This window comes from Paenibacillus tarimensis, from assembly GCF_021532315.1.
Classification (GTDB): Bacteria; Bacillota; Bacilli; order Paenibacillales; family Paenibacillaceae; genus Paenibacillus_I; species Paenibacillus_I tarimensis.
Genome location: NZ_JAKGAO010000011.1, coordinates 100,339 through 119,932, shown reverse-complemented (window position 1 = coordinate 119,932; position 19,594 = coordinate 100,339). Strand labels below are relative to the sequence as shown.

The following is a 19,594-nucleotide window of genomic DNA, read 5'->3' as shown; positions in this document are numbered from 1 at the left end:
TTAAGGGAACCGTCCAGGCTGATGAATTTGATGAGATGAGGAGGTAGACGGGTGGATACTGTTTATTCGCATTATGCTTGGCTCATTCCGATCTTTCCGCTCGGTGCTTTCCTGATTCTCGCGGCGGCCGGCAGAGGAATGCGCACAGCCGGAATTGTGACGGCTATGGCGGCATCCCTGGCGTCATTCCTGCTCTCTATGCTTGTGCTTGTTGAACGGCTGGACGGCAGGGCGGCCGAGTACAATGCGTCCTATGACTGGATTGCAACCCGCGGCTTTCAGTTGACGATCGGATTTGACGTTACGAATCTGACGGCCGTGATGCTGGCGATGGTCTCGCTAATCAGCTTTCTGGTCTGCATGTATTCAGCAGGATACATGAAGAATGACGAACGGATAACGGTGTTCTACGCCTATATCTCGCTCTTCACCTTCTCCATGCTGGGACTCGTGCTGGCCGATAATCTGCTGATGCTTTATATGTTCTGGGAGCTTGTAGGTGTTTGCTCGTTCCTTCTGATTGGCTTCTGGTATGCGAAGCCCGCCGCCAAGGCTGCGGCGAAGAAGGCTTTCCTGGTCACAAGGGTCGGGGATGTCGGTCTTCTCATCGCTGTCCTGATGCTGTTCTGGTATATGCCGGAGCATGAGCTGTCGTTCTCGGCTATTCAGAATGTATTCAATGAAGGGCAGTCCGGGCTAATTGCCCAAGGCATAACGACTGTCATCGCTCTATTGATCTTCGCGGGGGCGGCAGGCAAGTCGGGGCAATTCCCGCTGCATGTCTGGCTTCCGGATGCGATGGAAGGCCCGACGCCGATCAGCGCACTTATTCATGCGGCTACGATGGTGGCAGCGGGTGTGTTCCTGATCGCCCGTACATACAGTATATTCGAAGCCTCTGCGGCAGCGATGGAGACTGTAGCGATCATTGGGGCCTTTACAGCCCTGTTTGCGGCGTCTATCGCTTTGGTTCAAAAGGATTTAAAGCGGATTTTGGCCTATTCCGCCATCAGCCAACTAGGCTTTATGATGCTGGCGCTGGGCGCAGGATCGCTGACCGGTGGCATCTTCCATCTGCTGACACATGCCTTCTTCCAGGCGCTGCTGTTCCTGGGGGCGGGAAGTGTGATTCATGCCGTCCATACCCGAAACATCCATGAGATGGGCGGCCTTGGACGGCGGATGCGGGTAACGGCCTTCACCTTCGCAATCGGCGCGCTCGCGCTTGCGGGCATTCCGCCGCTGTCGGGCTTCTGGTCGAAGGATGCAATCCTCGCCGCTGTTCTGGATAAGGGCCATCCTCTGCTGTTCGCTGCCGGGCTGGCAGCCTCGCTGCTTACCGCAATGTATATGTCACGCTTATTCATCCTGGTCTTCGGCGGCAAATCCGGCGCGCAGCCAGGTTCTCGGAAGTCGCTCGAATCACCATTGATCATGACTGTGCCGCTCATCATTCTGGCCGTCCCGGCGGCTTTGCTGGGTCTGGTGGAGCTGCCTTGGGAGGGCTGGGGACGTCTCGGCAGCTGGCTGCTGGGCAGCGGGTACAGCCCGCAGCATGACAGCGGCGCTGAGGTTATGATCATGTCAACGGCAGTTGCCGCTCTTGGCCTCTACATCGGGTGGCTTGTCTACGGGAAAGGCATGATCTCCCGGTCGGCTGCAGCTGCCCGGTTACCATGGCTGGTTAACCTGCTGGACAATAAATATTACATCGACGAACTGTACCACTACTGCATTGTGCGGCCGGTCTTGGGGCTCGGAACGCTGCTTGTGCTCATTGACCGTTATGTTGTTGGCGGGGCAGTCCGGTTAGCCGGAGGCCTTGCTATGCTTGCGGGCAGGGCGGGAACCCGCATGCAGAACGGACAGGTGCAGACGTATGGATTGCTGGCCGTAGCGGGTCTGGTTGTCTTGATTGTGGCTGTCGCCGGAAGGAGGTTCTGGTAATGGCTGAAACCATCCCATGGCTAACTCTTCTGGTGTTTACACCGATTCTCGGTGTTTGTGTTCTGCTGCTTGTGCCGCGCAGGCAGACCCGGCTGCTGCGCCTGACTGCTGTTGTCTCAGCGCTGTTGCCGTTTATGCTTTCACTATGGCTGTTCGGACAATATGATGCTGCAACAGCAGATCAATTCCGGGAACAGACGGCCTGGATGGATGTGGCCTTGAACCGCGAAGCGTTAAACGGCTCGGTCACATCCTTTATCTATCAGTTCCAGTATGATCTGGCGATAGACGGATTATCGCTTCCGCTTGTTATGCTGGCGGCCTTTATCGGATGCATGGCAGCCTTGGCTTCCGTGAACATCAGGAAGCGGAGAAAATCCTACTATGTCTGGTTCCTGCTGTTGGAGACCGGCATGCTGGGCGTGTTTCTGGCCCGTGACCTGCTGCTCTTCTTCCTGTTCTTCGAGCTCACGCTTGTCGCCATGTTCTTCCTGATCGCCATCTGGGGTTACTTCGACAGGGAAAAGGCAGCCAATACCTTCTTGATCTACAACGGTCTCGGTTCGGCCGTTATGCTGTTCGCCTTTATTCTGCTCATCTATACAGCCGGCTTCCAGGCGGTCGAATCAGCTGATCGTGTAGAGCTTGTCTACAGCGGAAATTATGATATTATTGCTGCCAACTTACTAAATCCGGAAGCCTACGTTAACTTGGCGCCGAACCTGATGGGCGGAGACAATCCATTCTACCTGAGCGGGGAGATGAAGTGGGTCGTCTTCATCCTGCTCCTGGTAGCATTCGGTATCAAACTGCCGGTCATGCCCCTCCATACCTGGATGCTGCACGTGCATAAGGAGGCGCCGGTACCGGTTGTAATGATTCACTCGGGCGTGCTGCTTAAGATGGGCGCATACGGTGTGCTGCGCTTCGGCATGCTGCTGTTCCCGGCCGAGGCACGGGAGGCGGCGGCAGTTATCGCTTGGCTTGGACTGGCGAATATTATGTGTGGGGCGCTGCTCGCCCTGAGGCAGCAAGATCTCAAGCTTGTGCTCGCGTATTCTTCGCTAAGCCATATGGGAATTGTCCTGCTGGGGCTGGCTTCGTTCAACGAGATCGGAGTCCAGGGCGCGGTGTTCCAGCTGGTGTCGCATGGGCTGATATCCGCTCTGCTCTTCCTTATTGCAGGGAGCATCCAGGAGCGAACGGGCACAACGGAGCTCGCTAGGCTTGGCGGACTTTCGCGTTCTATGCCGTTTATCAGCGGTGTTCTGCTGGCGGCAGGCCTGGCCTCTCTGGGTATGCCGGGGCTGTCCGGCTTTGTCGGAGAGTTACTGTCCTTCCTGGGGCTGTTCGAATCCATGAAGGCGGTGACGGTGCTGGCTGCTGCCGGTATGGTCATAACGGCGGCTTATGTGCTTCGCAGTGTGCTCGGCATTACCTTCGGGCCGCTTAGGGAGAACGGCGAGGAACTGAAGGACGCCAGGCTGATCGAGGCTGTTCCCATGATTGCCCTGTTAGCATTCATTATTCTTCTGGGCCTCTATCCCTCAGTTCTTAACGGTACGACGGCCGACAGTGTGCAGGAAATCTTATCTCAGTTAAGGGCGGGGGGATAGAACATGACAAGCACAGACTTGCTGCAGGGTTTAACCTGGCAGGACGTGGGCTACCTCGCCCCCGAAATCACGCTGATTGCAATGGCGGTTCTGGTCACGCTTCTCGATCTGGCGCTGCCTGACCGGATTAACCGTGCCTTTACAGGATGGTTTACTCTCCTGGGTATACTTGGCTCCCTTGGCTTCGTCTGCTGGCATATGTTGCAGCTGGGCGGGACAGGGGATGGAGCAGGACCCGGTGTAGTCAGGTTACTGGGCGACAGCTATCGTGTTGATGGCTATGCCAGTGTCTTCAAAATCATTCTTCTTGGCGCTTCGGCCCTGATTATCCTTCCGGGCATACGCGCCGTTCAGCGGGATGAAAAGGTAACGGATAAAGGGGAAGCCTACACGCTGATGCTCCCTGCTGCAGCGGGGGCGCTAGTAATGTGTTCCACGGGTGATCTAATCACATTGTTCGTCGGTCTTGAGCTGCTCAGCATATCGACCTATGTACTGGTTGGCATCCGTAAATGGTCTGGACGCTCCCAGGAGGGGGCATTTAAATACCTGGTTATGGGCGGGATTTCGTCGGCGTTTATATTGTTTGGCATGTCCTATATTTACGGTGTGACCGGATCGACGAACTATGGAGCAATAGGAGGGGCTTTAACCCGCGCTTTGTCAGATTATGAGGCACTGGTATATGTGGGGTTCTTCTTCCTGATCGGCGGCTTTGCCGTTAAGCTCGCGGCTTTCCCTTTCCATGCCTGGGCGCCGGATGTGTATCAGGGTGCGCCCGCATCTGTGACCGCATTTCTCGCGGTGGTCACGAAGGGGGCATTCCTGGCTGCCCTCCTGCGCTTCTTGTTTAACACGGCGCTGCCTCAGATGCAGACGCCGTTTGGTGAAGATATCCTGCTGGCCTTAAAGCTGCTGGCCGGTTCCGCGATGATTGCGGGAACGACGGCGGCTCTTAGGCAGCGTAATATGAAGCGTCTTCTGGCTCTGTCAGGTACGGCCAATACGGGCTACATGCTGGTTCCGCTAGCGGTAGGGGTGGGCGGCTTCGTGCAGTGGAGCAACGCTGCTGAACTGGGTTTTTACCTGATTGCGTATGCGTTGATGGCAACTGGTGTCTTTACCGTTCACCTTGTGATCAGCCGGGAGGCGGGGCATGACGAAATGAGCGGTTACGCGGGGCTCTATTACAGGGCGCCCTGGACGGCTTGGGCGATGGTCATCCTGTTATTGTCCCTTGCGGGTATTCCGCTGACAGCAGGGTTCCTTGGCAAGCTGTTTATTTTATTGAGCTCTATTAAATCTTCAGATTACTGGCTGGCAGGGATCATGCTGCTGAGCAGTGTTATTTCCTATTACTTCTACTTCGCTATTATCCGTCAGATGTTCATGCGTGCAGGGGAGACCGAGCGTCGTATTCCTATGCCATTAGGTTCGGGGCTGACGATATGGGTGTGTGTGTCCGCTACCATCACGCTGGGCTTGTTCCCAGGTCTCGCGATGAACTGGATGGACAGTACGATATCGGTCCTACGTGATATTCTTCTTGGATAATGTCCGGATGAGACGGAAGTCCTGTCCAGCTGATAAAATGGTAATTATTTTTACTAAACTGGTAATTTTAATTTGGAGACTGGGTATTAATGATTGAAGCCTGGATGCTTAACCTAAGCGGTTAGGGGGCATCCGGGCTTTCCTGTTATAAGGGGCTCCCGCAGGTCATATAAAATCTTTAGGTTTAAATTTGTAATCCGCTCGTATATTACAGCATGCGGGCACAGAAAAATTTGCGCCCCTCCGGTGAAATAAGGAGACAAATAGAGGAATCACGGCTGCTGAAGTCGAAAAGATTACGGATGAGATATTTATGGTTGAAAAGGCTGAATCGCTATGACTAACGGAACCTTACAAGATAACCGACAAAGCAGTTTACAACAGGCAGACTGGCGGCGTCAGTCGAGTCGAACGGGACGTGTGAGAGGCGCACGCCCCTGCTTCGTTCTGTCCGTGCTCGCACTCTTACTGGCCTGGACGGCTGTAAGTCCACACCATCTCCAGACGGGAAGCTACCGCCATGCCTACGCAGACAGCCTGCTGGGAACGCAAACAGCTGAATTTCCAACCTGGCTGGTAAAATGGCACGGCGCTAAGACGAAGGGCGGGGATGCGCTGCCGTTCACCGTCATGCTCGGCAGCCAGCCGGAGGCGGGAATCAGTATCGTTCGCCCGTCACCGGGTATGGACACGGACAAGTGGCTGGGTATCCTTGCGGCGATGCCCGAGGTAGAGTATGTGCACCCGAATGGGGCGGTGGGACTGCTGTCTTCTCCCTCATCCGCAGACGATGCCGTTCCGAATGACCCGATTTATGATCAGCAGAGGTATCTGAAACAGATTGGAGCCGACAAGGCTTGGAGGGTAGCGAGGGAGCAGACTGACTTCAAGATTGCGCTTATTGATACCGGGGTGGATTTGAACCATCCTGACTTGAAGGATAACCTCGTGGAAGGTATAAATTTGGTAAGTAAAGGAAAACCTCCGGCAGATGACAATGGTCACGGTACGCTTGTGGCCGGTGTTCTTGCTGCGGTGGGGAACAATTCAAAAGGCATAACTGGCGTACTGTGGAAGGCAAAGCTGATGCCGATCAAGGCTCTGGACAGCAAGGGACAGGGAGAGGAGGATCGGCTCGGCGAGGCCATTCTATACGCCGTCAATAATGGCGCAAAGATTGTTGTTTTGTCGGTAGGGTTGTACCGCCACTCGCCGTATATGGCTGACATTGTAGACTATGCGGAAAGCAAGGGCGTGCTGCTGGTCGCCGCCAGCGGCAATGACGGCCAGCTGCTCGGCAGCCGGGCCGCCGTCAAGTATCCTGCGGCATACCCGACAGTGGTGGCTGTTGCCGGTGTCACAGCTTCAGGCGCGCCGGAAAAACGCTCTAACCCGGGTCCGGAAGTAGACATCGCTGCGCCTTGGCAGGTGTATACTACAGCACTCGGCGGCGGTTATAAACGTGATCAGGGCACTTCCATGGCGGCTCCTCAGGTTGCCGCTGCCGCTGCGCTGCTGTGGGCGGCATCACCGGAGCTTAAACCTTACCAGATTAGGGAGCAGCTTAGGCAAAGTGCCAAGGATATCGGCGCCAAAGGCAGAGATGACTGGTCGGGCTACGGGCTGCTTCAAATCGGCGACCTGCTTGCTGCCAAGCTGACAGTCGACGGCTTCGAGCCTAATGATACCCGGCGTACGGCGGGGATGCTTCCGCTGGGCAAGATGAGACCGGCGCGCTTGACAGGCGGTACAGATGCGGATTGGTATAAGCTGAACCTTAAGCAGGATGGTATCCTGCATGTCCGCTTCAAGGGAACCCGGGAGGAGGACGCTGCTATGCCCCCGGTCCGGATCATCCTTCATGATGACAGCCGGCAGGCGCAGGAAGCTGACGTGCGGATCTCGGATCGAACCATGGAGTGGCCGGTCAGGCAGGGAATTGCCTATTTGGAGGTCAGGCTGGCCGATTCGGGCAAGAAGACCGTCCTGCCCTACCAGTTATCCGCACAGATGAAGCCTGCTGCCGATGCCTATGAGAAGAATGACAAGCCGTATGAGGCCTATACCTTGTCCCCCGTTACCCAGACTCTGACCGGCACCTTTCATCAGAAGGGTGACCGGGACTGGTACTCCGTTACGTTGGACAAAGCAGGCACCATAAGGGTTAATGTCGCTACAGACACTGCGCGGATTGACCCGGCATTTATGATTCAACGGGCTGGTGAACGTGAAGCGCTTTACGATGAGAAGGGGGACGGAGAGGCTGAACAATCGGGTGCCATCGCCGTTAAGCCCGGGAAATATTACATCCGTGTGCATAATGCCGCTGCAGCCGAGGCAAGCCCGGTTACTGGAACCTACACGTTAAAACTTGAAGTTGAAACCCGGTTCGAGGATCCGAATGAACCGAACGACGAGTATTACTCGTCTACTGTCCTGAATCCTAGAACGAACTATAAGGGTGTTATAGATAGCTTGGAGGATCAGGATTGGTACCAGTTGAGGTTGGATGGTACGCATATCGTGACGCTCCGGCTGGATGATTTCCCGAGTAACAGGGAGATGAGAATAGAAGGCTATGACAAGAGGCAGAAGCTCGTATTCAGTACGAAGTCAGAGCCCGGCAAGCGGTCACTCGTGACCAATCAGCTGCTGCAGGCGGGAACATACTATGTAAAACTGACCGCAGACCGGCCTTTTGCGGAAAGTCTTTACAAATTCACCATGACTGCCGATAAACTAGTGGCAGGCTTTCGGGATATAGAAGGCCACTGGGCGGAGACGGCGATCGCTTCACTCAGCCATAAATCAGTAGTTAGCGGTCTGGGAGAATACAGGTTCAGCCCCGACCGTTCCATTACCCGGGCAGAAGCAGCTGCGGTTATTGTCCGCGCATTCGGTGCGGACAATAACCTTGCGCCAGTATCTGAGTTCAAAGATGTCGGCAAGGATCATTGGGCGTCTTCGCTGATCAGGCAAGCATCCAGGGCCGGCTATGTGTCCGGGCTTCCGGATGGCAGGTTTGATCCTTCGCGGGCAGTAACCAGAGCAGAGGTTGCGGTTATGCTTGGGAGGGCGCTCGGAAGCAAGCCGGTCATGACGGTGATGGAGCCGTTTTCGGACCTGAGTCCGGATCACTGGGCAGCAGGTATGCTGGTTCGAATGCACGCGGACGGGGTAATTGGCGGATATCCGGGCCTTGCGGTTAAGCCTAACGGAACGGCCAGCCGTGCGGAATTCGCCACGATGGTTTACAGAGCGCTCGCCAGAAGGGGTTGAAGGACAGGATGGCGGAATCATTTACACCGCTTGGGGTAACCGGATTGTTATCCATTATTGTAACCTTGCTTAGTATCTATCTTGCCTGGGTTGTTATTCAGGAGGTTAAGCTTGAGGCTTTTCTGAAGCGTCCCAAGAGCGGTCAGGCGAAGCTGCTGCAGATTATGCTTGCCGTCATAATGGGACACTTGTTCGCCAGGTTTATTCTGGATTACTGGAACTGGTCTCAGCTGCTCCGGTACATTGTCGAATAACCGGGACGAAACATGTCAACAATGGGTAGTACATGACGGACCGAAAACAGTGAAATCGCACGAAAGCTATGGCAGGAACAGGAATTTTAACTGGCTATGATACCACAGAAAATAACGCTTGTCGATTTGTGTAGGGTAATGTTAAGATGTCTAATGGGTATCGGACGGGATAGATCCCAAATTATTCACAAAGTGGTAAGTGAAACTACAGCGCGCGGGGGGACCAAAGATGAGTAAAATAATCGTCCGCGGTGGTCGGCGACTATCGGGTACGGTACGTGTACATGGTGCAAAAAATTCCGTGCTACCGATACTCGCGGCATCCTTATTGGCAGATGAAGGCGAGAGTGTCATTCATGACGTTCCTCTTCTTGACGATGTGATTACGATTCATCAGGTGCTGGCTTCTCTTGGCACCGAAGTTACATTTGATAACGATTCAGTACGATTAAACGCGGAACAACTGCATTCATACGAGGCCCCCTATGATCTGGTGCGTAAGATGCGCGCATCGTTTTTGGTTATGGGACCACTGCTGGCAAGGATGGGCTGTGCCCGGATTTCGCTGCCAGGCGGTTGTGCCATCGGTACACGTCCGATCGATCAGCATTTGAAGGGCTTTGAGGCGATGGGCGCCGATATAACACTTGGGCAAGGCTTCATAGAAGCCAGCAGGAAGGGCAGCCGGCTGAAGGGCGCCAAAATTTATCTGGATGTTGCCAGTGTAGGCGCTACCCAGAACATCATGATGGCAGCCACGCTTGCAGAGGGCACCACGACAATCGAAAATGCTGCCAAGGAGCCGGAGATCGTTGATCTGGCGAATTACCTGAACAGCATGGGTGCTGTCGTTCGCGGAGCGGGCACCGGCATGATCCGGATAGAGGGTGTAGAGTCGCTCCATGGAGCGGTACATACGGTAATCCCGGACCGGGTTGAGGCAGGCACTTATATGGTGGCTGCTGCCATTACGGGTGGCGATGTATATATTGAGAATGCGATTGCCGATCATCTGGCTCCGGTCATATCGAAGCTGGAAGAGATGGGTGTAGGAATTGAAGAGTGTGAGAATGGAATCCGCGTAACCGCCTCCGGGCAGCTGCGTGCTGTCGATGTCAAGACGCTTCCTCACCCTGGATTTCCAACCGATATGCAGTCGCAGATGATGGCGCTGCTGATGGTTTCGGAAGGAACCAGCGTTGTGACGGAAACGGTATTCGAAAATCGCTTCATGCACGTGGAGGAGTTCAAGAAACTGCGCGGTCAGATTAAGGTAGAAGGACGAACGGCAATTGTTTCAGGCGGAACAGGCCTTGTAGGCGCGAAAGTATGCGCCACCGATCTTCGCGCAGGTGCTGCGCTTATCTGTGCCGCTCTGCGGGCAGAGGGCGTATCCGAAATTACGGGCACGCATCATATCGACCGCGGCTATGTTAATATTACTCAGAAGCTTGCGGCACTCGGGGCTGATATTATACGCGAAGAGCCTGTTCCGGTTGAAACGACCGAAGCGGCTCAGGCAGTAGCGGCCGTTACTGCAGCTTTGGAGCTGGAAGAGCAGGCTGATGATGCGAAGATTGCAGAGACTGCCTTTGCACGTGATAAGGATTTGAAGATCCTTAAAGTACAGCCAACCTGGGCATAGTGGCCCGGAAGCGCAGCTAGCAGCAATTAGTTAAAAAACCGTTGTTCTGATGAAAGGCTGAATAAGCCTCTCGCCAGTGCAGCGGTTTTTTTATTTTCATCTTTTCTTAACGTGCTGCCCTGGAGTGCTATTCTACCAATTCTGCTCATAGGATGTACTACATGACGATTACGAGATTCCATATGCTGGACCATGGAGGAGAGGGAAGAAGCGGATGAAGCACAAGCAACCGGTCAAGCGCGGCCCGGGAATGAAGGCTGGGCATACCTTGTGGTGGTGCTGCTTCGCGGCCGGTATGTTAATTGTCTGCCTAAGCGTACTGCCGGAGAGAATGCAGCCTAAGGAACAGACGGATGACAGAGGAGGGGTTGCTGCTCTGGGGCAAGAATACGAGCAGGAGAGAGAGAGTCAGACAGTGCCTGGGAACGGACAGGCGAAGAAGTCCGGTGGCCACTCAAGACCGGCAAGCGACGGGTCTCTATCCGCTTTTACCAGAGGCGTACAGATCGGAGTCAAGCTGAATCATGACAACAAAGTAGAGACTGTACCGCTGGAGTGGTATGTCCGGGGCGTAGTTGCGGGGGAAATGCCGGCTGATTTCGAGATGGAAGCATTGAAGGCGCAGGCGATTGCCGCCAGGACATATGTTGTCCGAAAGCTGCTGCATAGTGGACAGTCGGATGAACCGCTTGTCAGTGATACGACAGATGATCAGGTTTATATCCCATTGGAGCGGCTCGACGAACTGTGGACCGACGGTAAGGCGAAGGAGAAGCTGGCACGTATCGGGCAGGCAGTCGAGGAGACCGCTAATCTCATTATCACGTACAAGGGAGAGCCGATCCAGGCGGCGTTCTTCTCAACCAGCAATGGCTACACGGAAAACTCGGAGGATTATTGGGGTCTTGCCCTCCCGTACCTGCGCAGCGTGGCCAGTCCCTGGGACAAGCAGCTATCGCCGCGCTATAAGGATACGGTTGAGCTCTCTCACAGCGATGCACGCCGCAAGCTCGGGCTTGGCCAGGACGCCGGACTTGCCATGCAGGTCATCAGCAGGACAGACGGCCACCGGGTCAAGGAGGTCATGATCGGCGGGAAAGCTTTTACAGGACGGGAGGTTCGAGAGAAGCTGGGGCTAAGGTCCTCTGCGTTCTCCTGGACGGTAAGCAGGGATCATATTCGCATTACAACGTACGGTTACGGGCATGGAGTCGGAATGAGCCAGTGGGGAGCCAATGCGCTAGCCAAAGAGGGCAAGAGAGCAGCCGACATTATCGCCCACTATTATACGGATGTCCGTATTGAGCAAGCTTCGAAGCTTCCTCAGTCTTCCTGATCCGATAGATTATACGGGCGCATCCTGGTGCATACCGGTGCAGATCCTGTATGGGGCCTGAGAAAAGCGGGAAGATACCAATCTGTAAAATTAGCTATCACCTCACGTATAAAAGACAGGCATCTGGCAACAATGGCTAGTGAGGTGATGAGAGATGATGAATGATCAAGAGAAAATGAACCAATCATCTGAAGAAGCCCCAAAAATGAATCGGGGTAGCAAAGCCGCCGGGCCGTCTGCATGGAAGAGGTTCCTGTCCAAGAAATGGGTATCTCCAGCAGCATTTATGGCCGCCGCGGCAATCATCGTAACGTTAATGTGGGTCTACCAGGGGACGGACAAGGCAGTTACGACATCCGAGATTACCGATCCGGCTGGGGTCAGCGAGAACGTCGGTGATCAATTAGAGGCTGAAACTGGCGAAGACAGCGTTCCGGTAACAACGAGCAATGAGGCTCTTCAGTGGCCTGTAGCTGACCGGGAAGGAATCGAAACGGTTCTCGGGTTCTACGACGCTGCAGCCTCTGCGGATGAGCGCGAAAAGGCAATGGTTGTATCAGGCTCAACGTATTACCCGCATATGGGTATCGATCTGGCCAAGCCGGATAACAGCACCTTTGATGTAGCAGCAGCTATGAGCGGTACGGTTACTATGGCCGACAGTCACCCCACCAACGGCGACTTTGTAGAAATAACGCATGAAGGCGGGCTCGTAACCGTATACCAAAGCCTGAGCGAGGTTCAGGTTAAGGAAGGCGACCAGGTTAAGCAGGGAGATCTAATCGCCAAAGCGGGCCAGAATGAGCTGGAGAAGGATCTTGGGGTTCATGTGCATTTCGAAGTCCGCGAGAACGGCTCTCCAATCAATCCGGCCATTCTCCTCGAAGAATAGGCAGCTTACCCAAAGACAGATCTGAATCATAATGCGAGCAGGGAGAAATCCCTGCTCTTTGCTTATTGGCACGAGCCAGCATTTAAAAGAAGGGCTGCCGGAATGTCGTCCGGTACGGATGTGTGAAAATATTTGCACGAATCGGCTTGTCACGCTTGGACACAAAGAATATATGCCTGCTCCCCTCATATAATGTACCAATCTATCTCGAGTTGGGAGGCGGGAACGTGCATGATTACATCAAGGAACGGACGATAAAAATCGGTCGGTGCATCGTAGAAACGAAAAATACCGTTCGGACCATTGCCAAAGAATTCGGTGTCTCAAAAAGCACGGTTCATAAGGATCTGACCGAACGCTTGCCGGAAATCAACCCTGATTTGGCTGATCAGGTAAAGCACATTCTCGAATACCACAAATCAATCAGGCATCTCAGAGGAGGCGAAGCAACGAAGATCAAATATAAGAAAACGCCGAGCAAGAAAAAGGAAGTGCTCACAGCCGGAAAATCCTGACCTTTTTTCTACAAAAATAGAGGATTTTCGTCCAGAACAGCGAATGTTATGGTTCAGAGAATTTTCTCGGCTGCGGGGGCTTCTGCCGGCCGCTTAATTTATCACGGTGTTGGGGGACTTAAGACTTATGTTGAGCAAGGATATCGGAATCGACCTCGGTACGGCGAACGTATCCATTCATGTGAAAGGGAAAGGAGTCGTGCTCGATGAACCTTCGGTCGTAGCGATCGAAAGTGATTCTAAGCGTGTGCTGGCGGTCGGTGAAGAAGCTCACCGTATGGTTGGACGGACTCCTGGCAACATTGTGGCCATCCGTCCGTTGAAGGACGGAGTGATCGCGGATTTTGAGATTACGGAAATTATGCTTAAGCAGTTTATTGATCGGGTGGGCGGCCGCAACTGGTACAGCCGGCCGCGGATTTTGATCTGCGCGCCGACGAACATCACATCCGTCGAGCAGAAGGCGATCCGTGAGGCTGCGGAACGAAGCGGAGCCCGTGAAGTGTTTCTTGAAGAAGAGCCGAAAGCTGCCGCGATCGGGGCTGGAATGGATATTTTCCAGCCCAGCGGCAATATGGTCGTTGATATCGGCGGCGGCACAACGGACGTTGCCGTTCTGTCCATGGGTGACGTTGTGACGGCCTCTTCTATTAAGGTCGCGGGGGACAAGTTCGACTCAGAGATTATGAAGTACATCAAGAACAAGTACAAGCTTCTGATCGGTGAGCGGACCAGTGAGGAAATCAAGATGCGGATCGGTACCGTCTATCCGGGCGGACGCAGCGAATTGATGGATATCAGGGGTCGTGACATGGTCACAGGGCTCCCTATTACGGTTACGATTCGTTCAGAGGAAATACAGGAAGCGCTGAGTGACTCAGTATCCCTGATCGTACAAGCTGCCAAGTCTGTATTGGAGCGGACGCCGCCTGAATTGTCTGCTGATATAATAGATCGTGGTGTTATTGTTACTGGCGGCGGCGCGCTGCTGGACGGGCTGGATACTCTGCTCGCGGAGGAGCTGAAGGTTCCGGTTCTGATTGCGGAAGACCCTATGCTGTGTGTTGTCAAGGGCACGGGAATTATGCTTGACAACCTGGACAAGGTGTCCGCCAAGAAATTATTCTAACCAAATTCTGTGCCGGGTATCTGGGGGGATACGCCGGCAGCAGGAATGGTGCTTAAGACAGGGTCCCGGCCTATTAAAAGTAACAGCCTTCTGACCGATAACTAATATAGACATGTATACTGAGAAGGCTGATTAGCCGGCAGCGGAGCCGGGCAGCCGCAGGAGGTCATTTATGCTTCGCGGATTATACACGGCAGCAGCAGGTATGGTTACCCAGCAGCGCCGCCATGATACAGTAACCAACAACATCTCGAATGCAAATACGCCTGGCTACAAGCAGGTCAATTCGGTTTCCAGATCTTTCCCAGAAATGCTTCTTGAGCTCAGCGGCGTTAAGGGCGAACAGCCCAAATCGATCGGCTCGATCCATACGGGGGTTTTTGCGGAAGAAAGCTTGTCCATTCATTTGCAGGGTGACTTATCCAATACGGGACGAGTCTCTGATTTTGCCCTTGTGTCCGATCTCGCTGTGCCCGGCATGGCGTTCGACGCTTCCGGCAAGTATGTTGCTCCTGATGGTACGGTTACGTTTCAGCCGCAGGCATTCTTTACGGTACAGGACCGCGGCGGAGAAGTGAAATATACACGTGATGGCTCGTTCCATCTGAATGACCAGGGATTCCTGGTCACATCCGACGGCTCTAATGTGCTCGGGGCCGACAATCAGCCGGTTCAATTCGAGCCGGGGACCTCTCTAGAAGGACTTTATCTCTCAAAGGATCTTAACTTTATTGATACGGCAACTGGAAACCCGACGGGCCGGCAGCTCCTGGTATCCCGTATCGAGAATCCGAACAAGCTGGTTCGGGAAGGAAACGGGAAGTTCCGTTTTGATGGCGAAGAAGGCCTGGTCAGACCGGTTAACGGAGAAGACCGCTTCGAAGTACGCCAAGGCTACACCGAGCGTTCTAATGTGGATACTGCCCAAGCGATGGTCGACTTGATGTCGGCTCAGCGCGCCTATGAGACCAACCAGAAGATGATACAATTTTATGATAAGAGCCTTGAGAAGGCGGTCAACGAGATCGGCCGCGTCTAACGGGGTAACGGCATAGGAAGGGAGAATACACATTGAACAATTCGATGATTAACGCTATGGTATCGATGGGCGGTTTGCAGCAGAAGCTTGATATGATTTCTGATAATATCGCGAATGCGAATACAGCCGGTTATAAGCGCAAGGATTCAACCTTTCAAGATCTGTTGACAAACGTGAAGCAGCAGGAGCAGGCTTTCGAACAGCCGGTACGGCTGACGCCGCTCGGGTATAATGTAGGATGGGGCTCGCGGCTATCTGCTATACAGCCGGACATGACGCAGGGCACTGTGCAGCAGACAGGCAATGCCTATGACTTCGCTATTCAGGGAAGCGCTTTGTTTGAGGTTGCGGTGGATGACCAGGGTAACCGTGCGTACACGCGCAGCGGCTCATTCCAGCTGTCCATTGACCGCAACAATGAGCAGGTGCTGACAACAGCAGACGGATACCCGGTTATCGCGCAAACGCCTGCTGGTGAAGGGCGGATCGTTGTACCGGCGGGCTATTCCGCTCGGGTAGACGCTTATGGTAATATTCAAGCAGTATCCCCGGATGGGAATACCGTTAACAATCTGGGTCAGCTCAAGCTGGTAGAGCCGGTTAAGCCTGGCTCGCTTACCGCGACCGCCGACAATCTGTACGTCATAGCGGATGGTACGGATGCCGATCAGGTTGTGCAGCGAATTCTACCGGCTGATACGAACGATGTTCGCGTTATGCAGGGCTTCCTGGAGCAGTCCAATGTGGATATGACCCAGGAGATGTCCGAACTGATGATTGTACAGCGGGCATATCAAATGAGCGCGCGTGCGTTATCGTCCAGCGATACCATGATGGGCTTGGCGAATAACCTCCGTGCTTGAGGAATAGGATGATTGTGCAATGACAACGGCAAGAACCCCTGAACGCGAACAGGAACGAGTAGCGGATCAGGTAAAAGAGGGCGAAGCGGCTCCAAGCTCTTCCGCAAGGCCTTCAGGCACCCGGATAGTACTATGGCTGCTCCGCAAGAGCATTGTCCCTCTGTTGATGCTGGTGGCTCTGGTCGGAGGCTTGTACGCCGGATATGTGCTGCTTGGTAAAGGTCCTGCTGAGGATGTATGGAAGTGGGAGACGTGGAAGCACATGTATGATCTTATATTCTCTAATGAATAGCCTATAGTAAAGCCGTGCACCGCTTGTTGGTGCACGGCTTTACTATATAGATACCTAAGAGCGAGGGCTGCCTCCCGGATGAATTTCATCTTCATCCGGGGAGACAGCCCTCCATTAGTTAGTTGAGGCGGTTATCTCTATTTAACTGAAACCCGTACGCTTACGCTCTTACCTTCATAAACGGCTTTAATCCTGGCACTGCCTTTGCCGACAGCTGTAATCTTGCCGTCCGTGACCGTGGCCACCTTGGTGTTGGAACTGCTCCAGGCAGCTGTTTCCGTAACATTAAGACTGACGATTGTTCCGGTATCCAGCAGAGCAGTCACCGAGACACTTGATACAGCACCTGGTGCCAGCTTAATGGAAGCAGATGATGCAGTAAGCTTTTTCAGCTTGGGTACAACTGTTACATTAACGGTTACCGTCTTGCCCTGGTAAGTTCCGGTGAGCTTGCTGCTTCCCGCCGCTATGGCCTTGATTGTCGAACCTTTAACCGTAAAGATATTCTCATTACCGGAAGACCAATTGATCTTGGAAGCCAGCGAAACCTTGCTGCCATCCTTATAATAGCCGATTACTTTAACGGATTTGCTCTTCCCGGGGTTAAGCGTCACGGAAACAGGCTGGGCTGCGAGCTTGGTAATTTCCTGCTCTATGGTGACTTTAATGGAAACACTCTTGCCCAGATAGGATGCCGTAAGGGTTGCGTTAGACGCCAGAAGCCCTTTGATCTTGCCGTTCCTGATGAGCAGGTTGGGCGAGGAGCTCTTCCATGTCACCTTGTCCGCCAGGTCCTCTTCCTCTACTCCATTCTCATACATCATCCGCAGAGCCGGAAGCTCGGTCTCCTTGCCGAGCACAATGCTCATTTGATTTGACTCACTGAGCAGCGCCAGCGGCTTCTCATGGATTACAATGTTTACTTCAATTGACTTGCCGCCTGCCGATGCGGTCAGGATCGCATCGCCGGTACTCTTCGCGACCCATTTGCCGTTCTCGGCCTCGACAACTCCGGGCTTGCTGGATGTCCAGGTAACAAGCGATGAGACATCGATCGTCTCCTCAGCGATTGTAACCCCCTGAACCTTGGGGAGAGAACCGCTGCCTTCAATGAAACCGTTAATTGCATCCTCACCGGTCTTGATTTCTGTCAGGCTCGGGTACACGGTAACATTCAGCGAGCGGGATAAGCCTTTATACGTAACGGTAATCTTAGTTGTTCCTGCTGCCTTAGGTGTGACAACGCCGCCGGATACGGTGGCGGTATATACGTTGGAGGAAGTCCATTCGGCCCGTGAAGTGACATCCTCAGGGGCCTTGTCGGCATCATCAAGTACAAATGCGGTCAAGGCTTCAGGAGCATCGGTAACGATCATGTGCAGTGCGGAATCCCTCGAAAGCTTCATCGCCTGGTGGGAGGGGCGCACAACAACAGTGATCGTCTTGGAAACTCCCAGGTGAGATACTGTGATGGTTGTTGTTCCCGCACCCACAGGGCGTACCGCTCCCTTGTCAGTCGTTGCGACAGCCGTATTACCCGAATGCCAGGCAGCATCAGCGGTCACGTTCTCGCTGCCGCCGGTTGTGCGGACTGCTGTAGCGGTAATTAGTTTATCGTCGTCTCCAACCTTAAGCTCGACCAGTTGTCCAGGAGAGACGCTAATCGAGCTGTAAGGGCTAGTTACCTTCAGTGTTACACTGCTGCTGCGGCCCTTATAGGAGCCCGTGATAACGGCTGTACCAGCGGCCAGCAGTGTAACGTCGCCATCTGCGTCCACTGTTGCTACAGAGCTGCTGGACGAGCTCCAAGCCGCATCAGCGGTAACATCTGTGGAGGTGCTCCCTTGATAAGCCGACAGATTTAGCGACAGAGTCTCACCTAGCTTAACATGCTGTTCGTTTGTTAGAACTGAGCCCCCGGAGCGTATTTCCACCTTGTCATATTGGTATAGCACCTTCACTTGAAGCGAAATAGCCGCGGCAGTCTGATATTTAACTGTAACAGTGGCGCTGCCTTCACCCGCTGGCGTAAGCAGACCCTTGGTCACTTTTACAACCGAGCTGTTGGAAGAAGTCCAGGTGGCATCCCCTGTAACATCGCGGGTCGTGGTTGTGCCGCCCGAGATATTCGCCCAAACCTTAAGCTGATACGCATCGTCTCCTACATAGAGGGAGAGAGGGGCAGGTACGGTCTCGAAGGCAATGGAATCCACTGTCTCTGCAGCGGCGGCAACACCGGCAAGCAGCTGGCTGATCATAACCAATGCGAGGAAAGCGGACAAATGCCAAGGGCGTTTACTTTTTCTGGTACCGGTATTGGAAATAATAGATAAGTCGTGCATATGAACCTCCTGGTCGATGGGTTTCTATCTATTAATAACGGATAATCTGGTATAAAAATGAAGATTTCATAACAAATTTTGGATACGGGAGAACAGAAGTTTTTGAGCGTAAATACGTAAAACCCTTGCCAGTCAAGGGTTAGCGGCTGCGTGGAGGAGAGAGAACAATGGTTTTTTTTTTCACGGGGTAGAGGTATAATGATGAAGGAACTCGGATAAACGGCTCCATAGACAGAAAAAAGGAGAGGAGACGTTTGAACCTCCCAAACATGCTTACCGGAGTCCGCTTCCTGCTTATTCCCGTTTATGTGGTAATCTTCCTGAAGGGACATCTCATACCGGCCTTTCTGGTCGTTGCAGCTGCTGGAATCACTGACGTGCTTGACGGCTATATTGCGCGTTCGAGAGGATTGGTCACGTCTGCAGGCGCTCTTCTGGACCCGCTTGCGGACAAGCTGATGCTGCTGACCGTTTTCGGCTCGCTTGTTCTGTACGAGCACATTCCGTGGAGTGCTGCCCTTGCGCTGATTATCCGGGATGCGGGACTAATCGCGGGTTCGGCTCTGTTTCATTTTCAAGGAAAACGTACGATCCCGGCTAACCGAATGGGGAAAATAACGACAGTGCTGCTCTATGCCGCTATTATGTTTATTTTCTTCGATTTGCCGTATGCATTGCAGCTGCTGTGGAGCGTGGTGGGCTTTTCGTTTGTGACGGCCTTTTTGTACGTCGTGCAGATTTTGGCGGTAAACAAGGGGAAGGCGCAGGAAGAGCGGAGCGATATTTCTGGTCCTGCTTAACATGCGGGTAGCGTCTTGCTGCACACTGCACACTGAAAAGGAGCTGTCCCCCGGAATGCTTCAGATTCCAGATGGACAACTCCCTATCTCA

15 protein-coding genes are annotated in these 19,594 nt (G+C 53.6%); 14 read left to right on the top strand and 1 reads right to left on the bottom strand.

The features are described 5' to 3' along the window. Nucleotides 1-51: 51 nt before the first annotated feature. From nuoL to L1N82_RS11065, 13 genes are all read left to right on the top strand, one after another. Nucleotides 52-1,947, top strand: coding sequence for an NADH-quinone oxidoreductase subunit L (gene nuoL, locus L1N82_RS11125; RefSeq protein WP_235287463.1), 1,896 nt, complete (start codon nucleotides 52-54; stop codon nucleotides 1,945-1,947). Further along, complete coding sequence (locus L1N82_RS11120; RefSeq protein WP_235287462.1) at nucleotides 1,947-3,563, top strand: complex I subunit 4 family protein; 1,617 nt, start codon at nucleotides 1,947-1,949, stop codon at nucleotides 3,561-3,563. Before nuoL ends, L1N82_RS11120 begins: the two co-directional genes overlap by 1 nt. Before the next feature lie 3 nt (nucleotides 3,564-3,566). After that, complete coding sequence (locus tag L1N82_RS11115; RefSeq protein ID WP_235287461.1) at nucleotides 3,567-5,117, top strand: NADH-quinone oxidoreductase subunit N; 1,551 nt, start codon at nucleotides 3,567-3,569, stop codon at nucleotides 5,115-5,117. 420 nt (nucleotides 5,118-5,537) lie between these two features. After that, complete coding sequence (locus L1N82_RS11110; RefSeq protein ID WP_235287460.1) at nucleotides 5,538-8,396, top strand: S8 family serine peptidase; 2,859 nt, start codon at nucleotides 5,538-5,540, stop codon at nucleotides 8,394-8,396. 8 nt (nucleotides 8,397-8,404) lie between these two features. After that, nucleotides 8,405-8,650 (top strand): DUF1146 family protein, encoded by a 246-nt coding sequence (locus L1N82_RS11105; RefSeq protein WP_235287459.1) that lies wholly within the window; start codon nucleotides 8,405-8,407, stop codon nucleotides 8,648-8,650. A 229-nt stretch (nucleotides 8,651-8,879) separates the two neighbouring features. Next, nucleotides 8,880-10,295, top strand: a complete 1,416-nt coding sequence (gene murA / locus L1N82_RS11100; RefSeq protein ID WP_235287458.1) for a UDP-N-acetylglucosamine 1-carboxyvinyltransferase — start codon at nucleotides 8,880-8,882, stop codon at nucleotides 10,293-10,295. A gap of 214 nt (nucleotides 10,296-10,509) precedes the next feature. After that, nucleotides 10,510-11,631 (top strand): stage II sporulation protein D, encoded by a 1,122-nt coding sequence (gene spoIID / locus L1N82_RS11095; RefSeq protein ID WP_235287457.1) that lies wholly within the window; start codon nucleotides 10,510-10,512, stop codon nucleotides 11,629-11,631. 154 nt (nucleotides 11,632-11,785) lie between these two features. Beyond that, complete coding sequence (locus L1N82_RS11090; RefSeq protein ID WP_328284471.1) at nucleotides 11,786-12,523, top strand: M23 family metallopeptidase; 738 nt, start codon at nucleotides 11,786-11,788, stop codon at nucleotides 12,521-12,523. Nucleotides 12,524-12,750: 227 nt separating this feature from the next. Beyond that, on the top strand, nucleotides 12,751-13,038 hold the full coding sequence (gene spoIIID / locus L1N82_RS11085; RefSeq protein WP_235287456.1) for a sporulation transcriptional regulator SpoIIID: 288 nt from the start codon (nucleotides 12,751-12,753) through the stop codon (nucleotides 13,036-13,038). A gap of 127 nt (nucleotides 13,039-13,165) precedes the next feature. Then, nucleotides 13,166-14,167 (top strand): rod shape-determining protein, encoded by a 1,002-nt coding sequence (mreB, locus tag L1N82_RS11080; RefSeq protein ID WP_268821936.1) that lies wholly within the window; start codon nucleotides 13,166-13,168, stop codon nucleotides 14,165-14,167. Nucleotides 14,168-14,339: 172 nt separating this feature from the next. Continuing rightward, entirely contained in the window at nucleotides 14,340-15,206 is an 867-nt protein-coding gene (locus L1N82_RS11075) for a flagellar hook-basal body protein (protein WP_235287454.1), read from the top strand. Between the two features lie 44 nt (nucleotides 15,207-15,250). Beyond that, nucleotides 15,251-16,069 (top strand): flagellar hook-basal body protein, encoded by an 819-nt coding sequence (locus tag L1N82_RS11070; RefSeq protein WP_328284470.1) that lies wholly within the window; start codon nucleotides 15,251-15,253, stop codon nucleotides 16,067-16,069. Between the two features lie 19 nt (nucleotides 16,070-16,088). After that, nucleotides 16,089-16,361 carry a DNA-directed RNA polymerase subunit beta gene (locus L1N82_RS11065; protein ID WP_235287452.1) on the top strand — a complete coding sequence of 91 codons (273 nt, stop codon included), beginning with the start codon at nucleotides 16,089-16,091 and terminating at the stop codon, nucleotides 16,359-16,361. Between the two features lie 137 nt (nucleotides 16,362-16,498). Here the strand turns inward: L1N82_RS11065 and L1N82_RS11060 are convergent, their stop codons facing one another. Continuing rightward, nucleotides 16,499-18,703 carry an Ig-like domain-containing protein gene (locus L1N82_RS11060; RefSeq protein WP_235287451.1) on the bottom strand — a complete coding sequence of 735 codons (2,205 nt, stop codon included), beginning with the start codon at nucleotides 18,701-18,703 and terminating at the stop codon, nucleotides 16,499-16,501. A 254-nt stretch (nucleotides 18,704-18,957) separates the two neighbouring features. Here L1N82_RS11060 and L1N82_RS11055 point away from each other — a divergent pair, with 254 nt between their 5' ends. Next, nucleotides 18,958-19,503, top strand: coding sequence for a CDP-alcohol phosphatidyltransferase family protein (locus L1N82_RS11055; RefSeq protein WP_328284469.1), 546 nt, complete (start codon nucleotides 18,958-18,960; stop codon nucleotides 19,501-19,503). Nucleotides 19,504-19,594 lie beyond the last annotated feature (91 nt).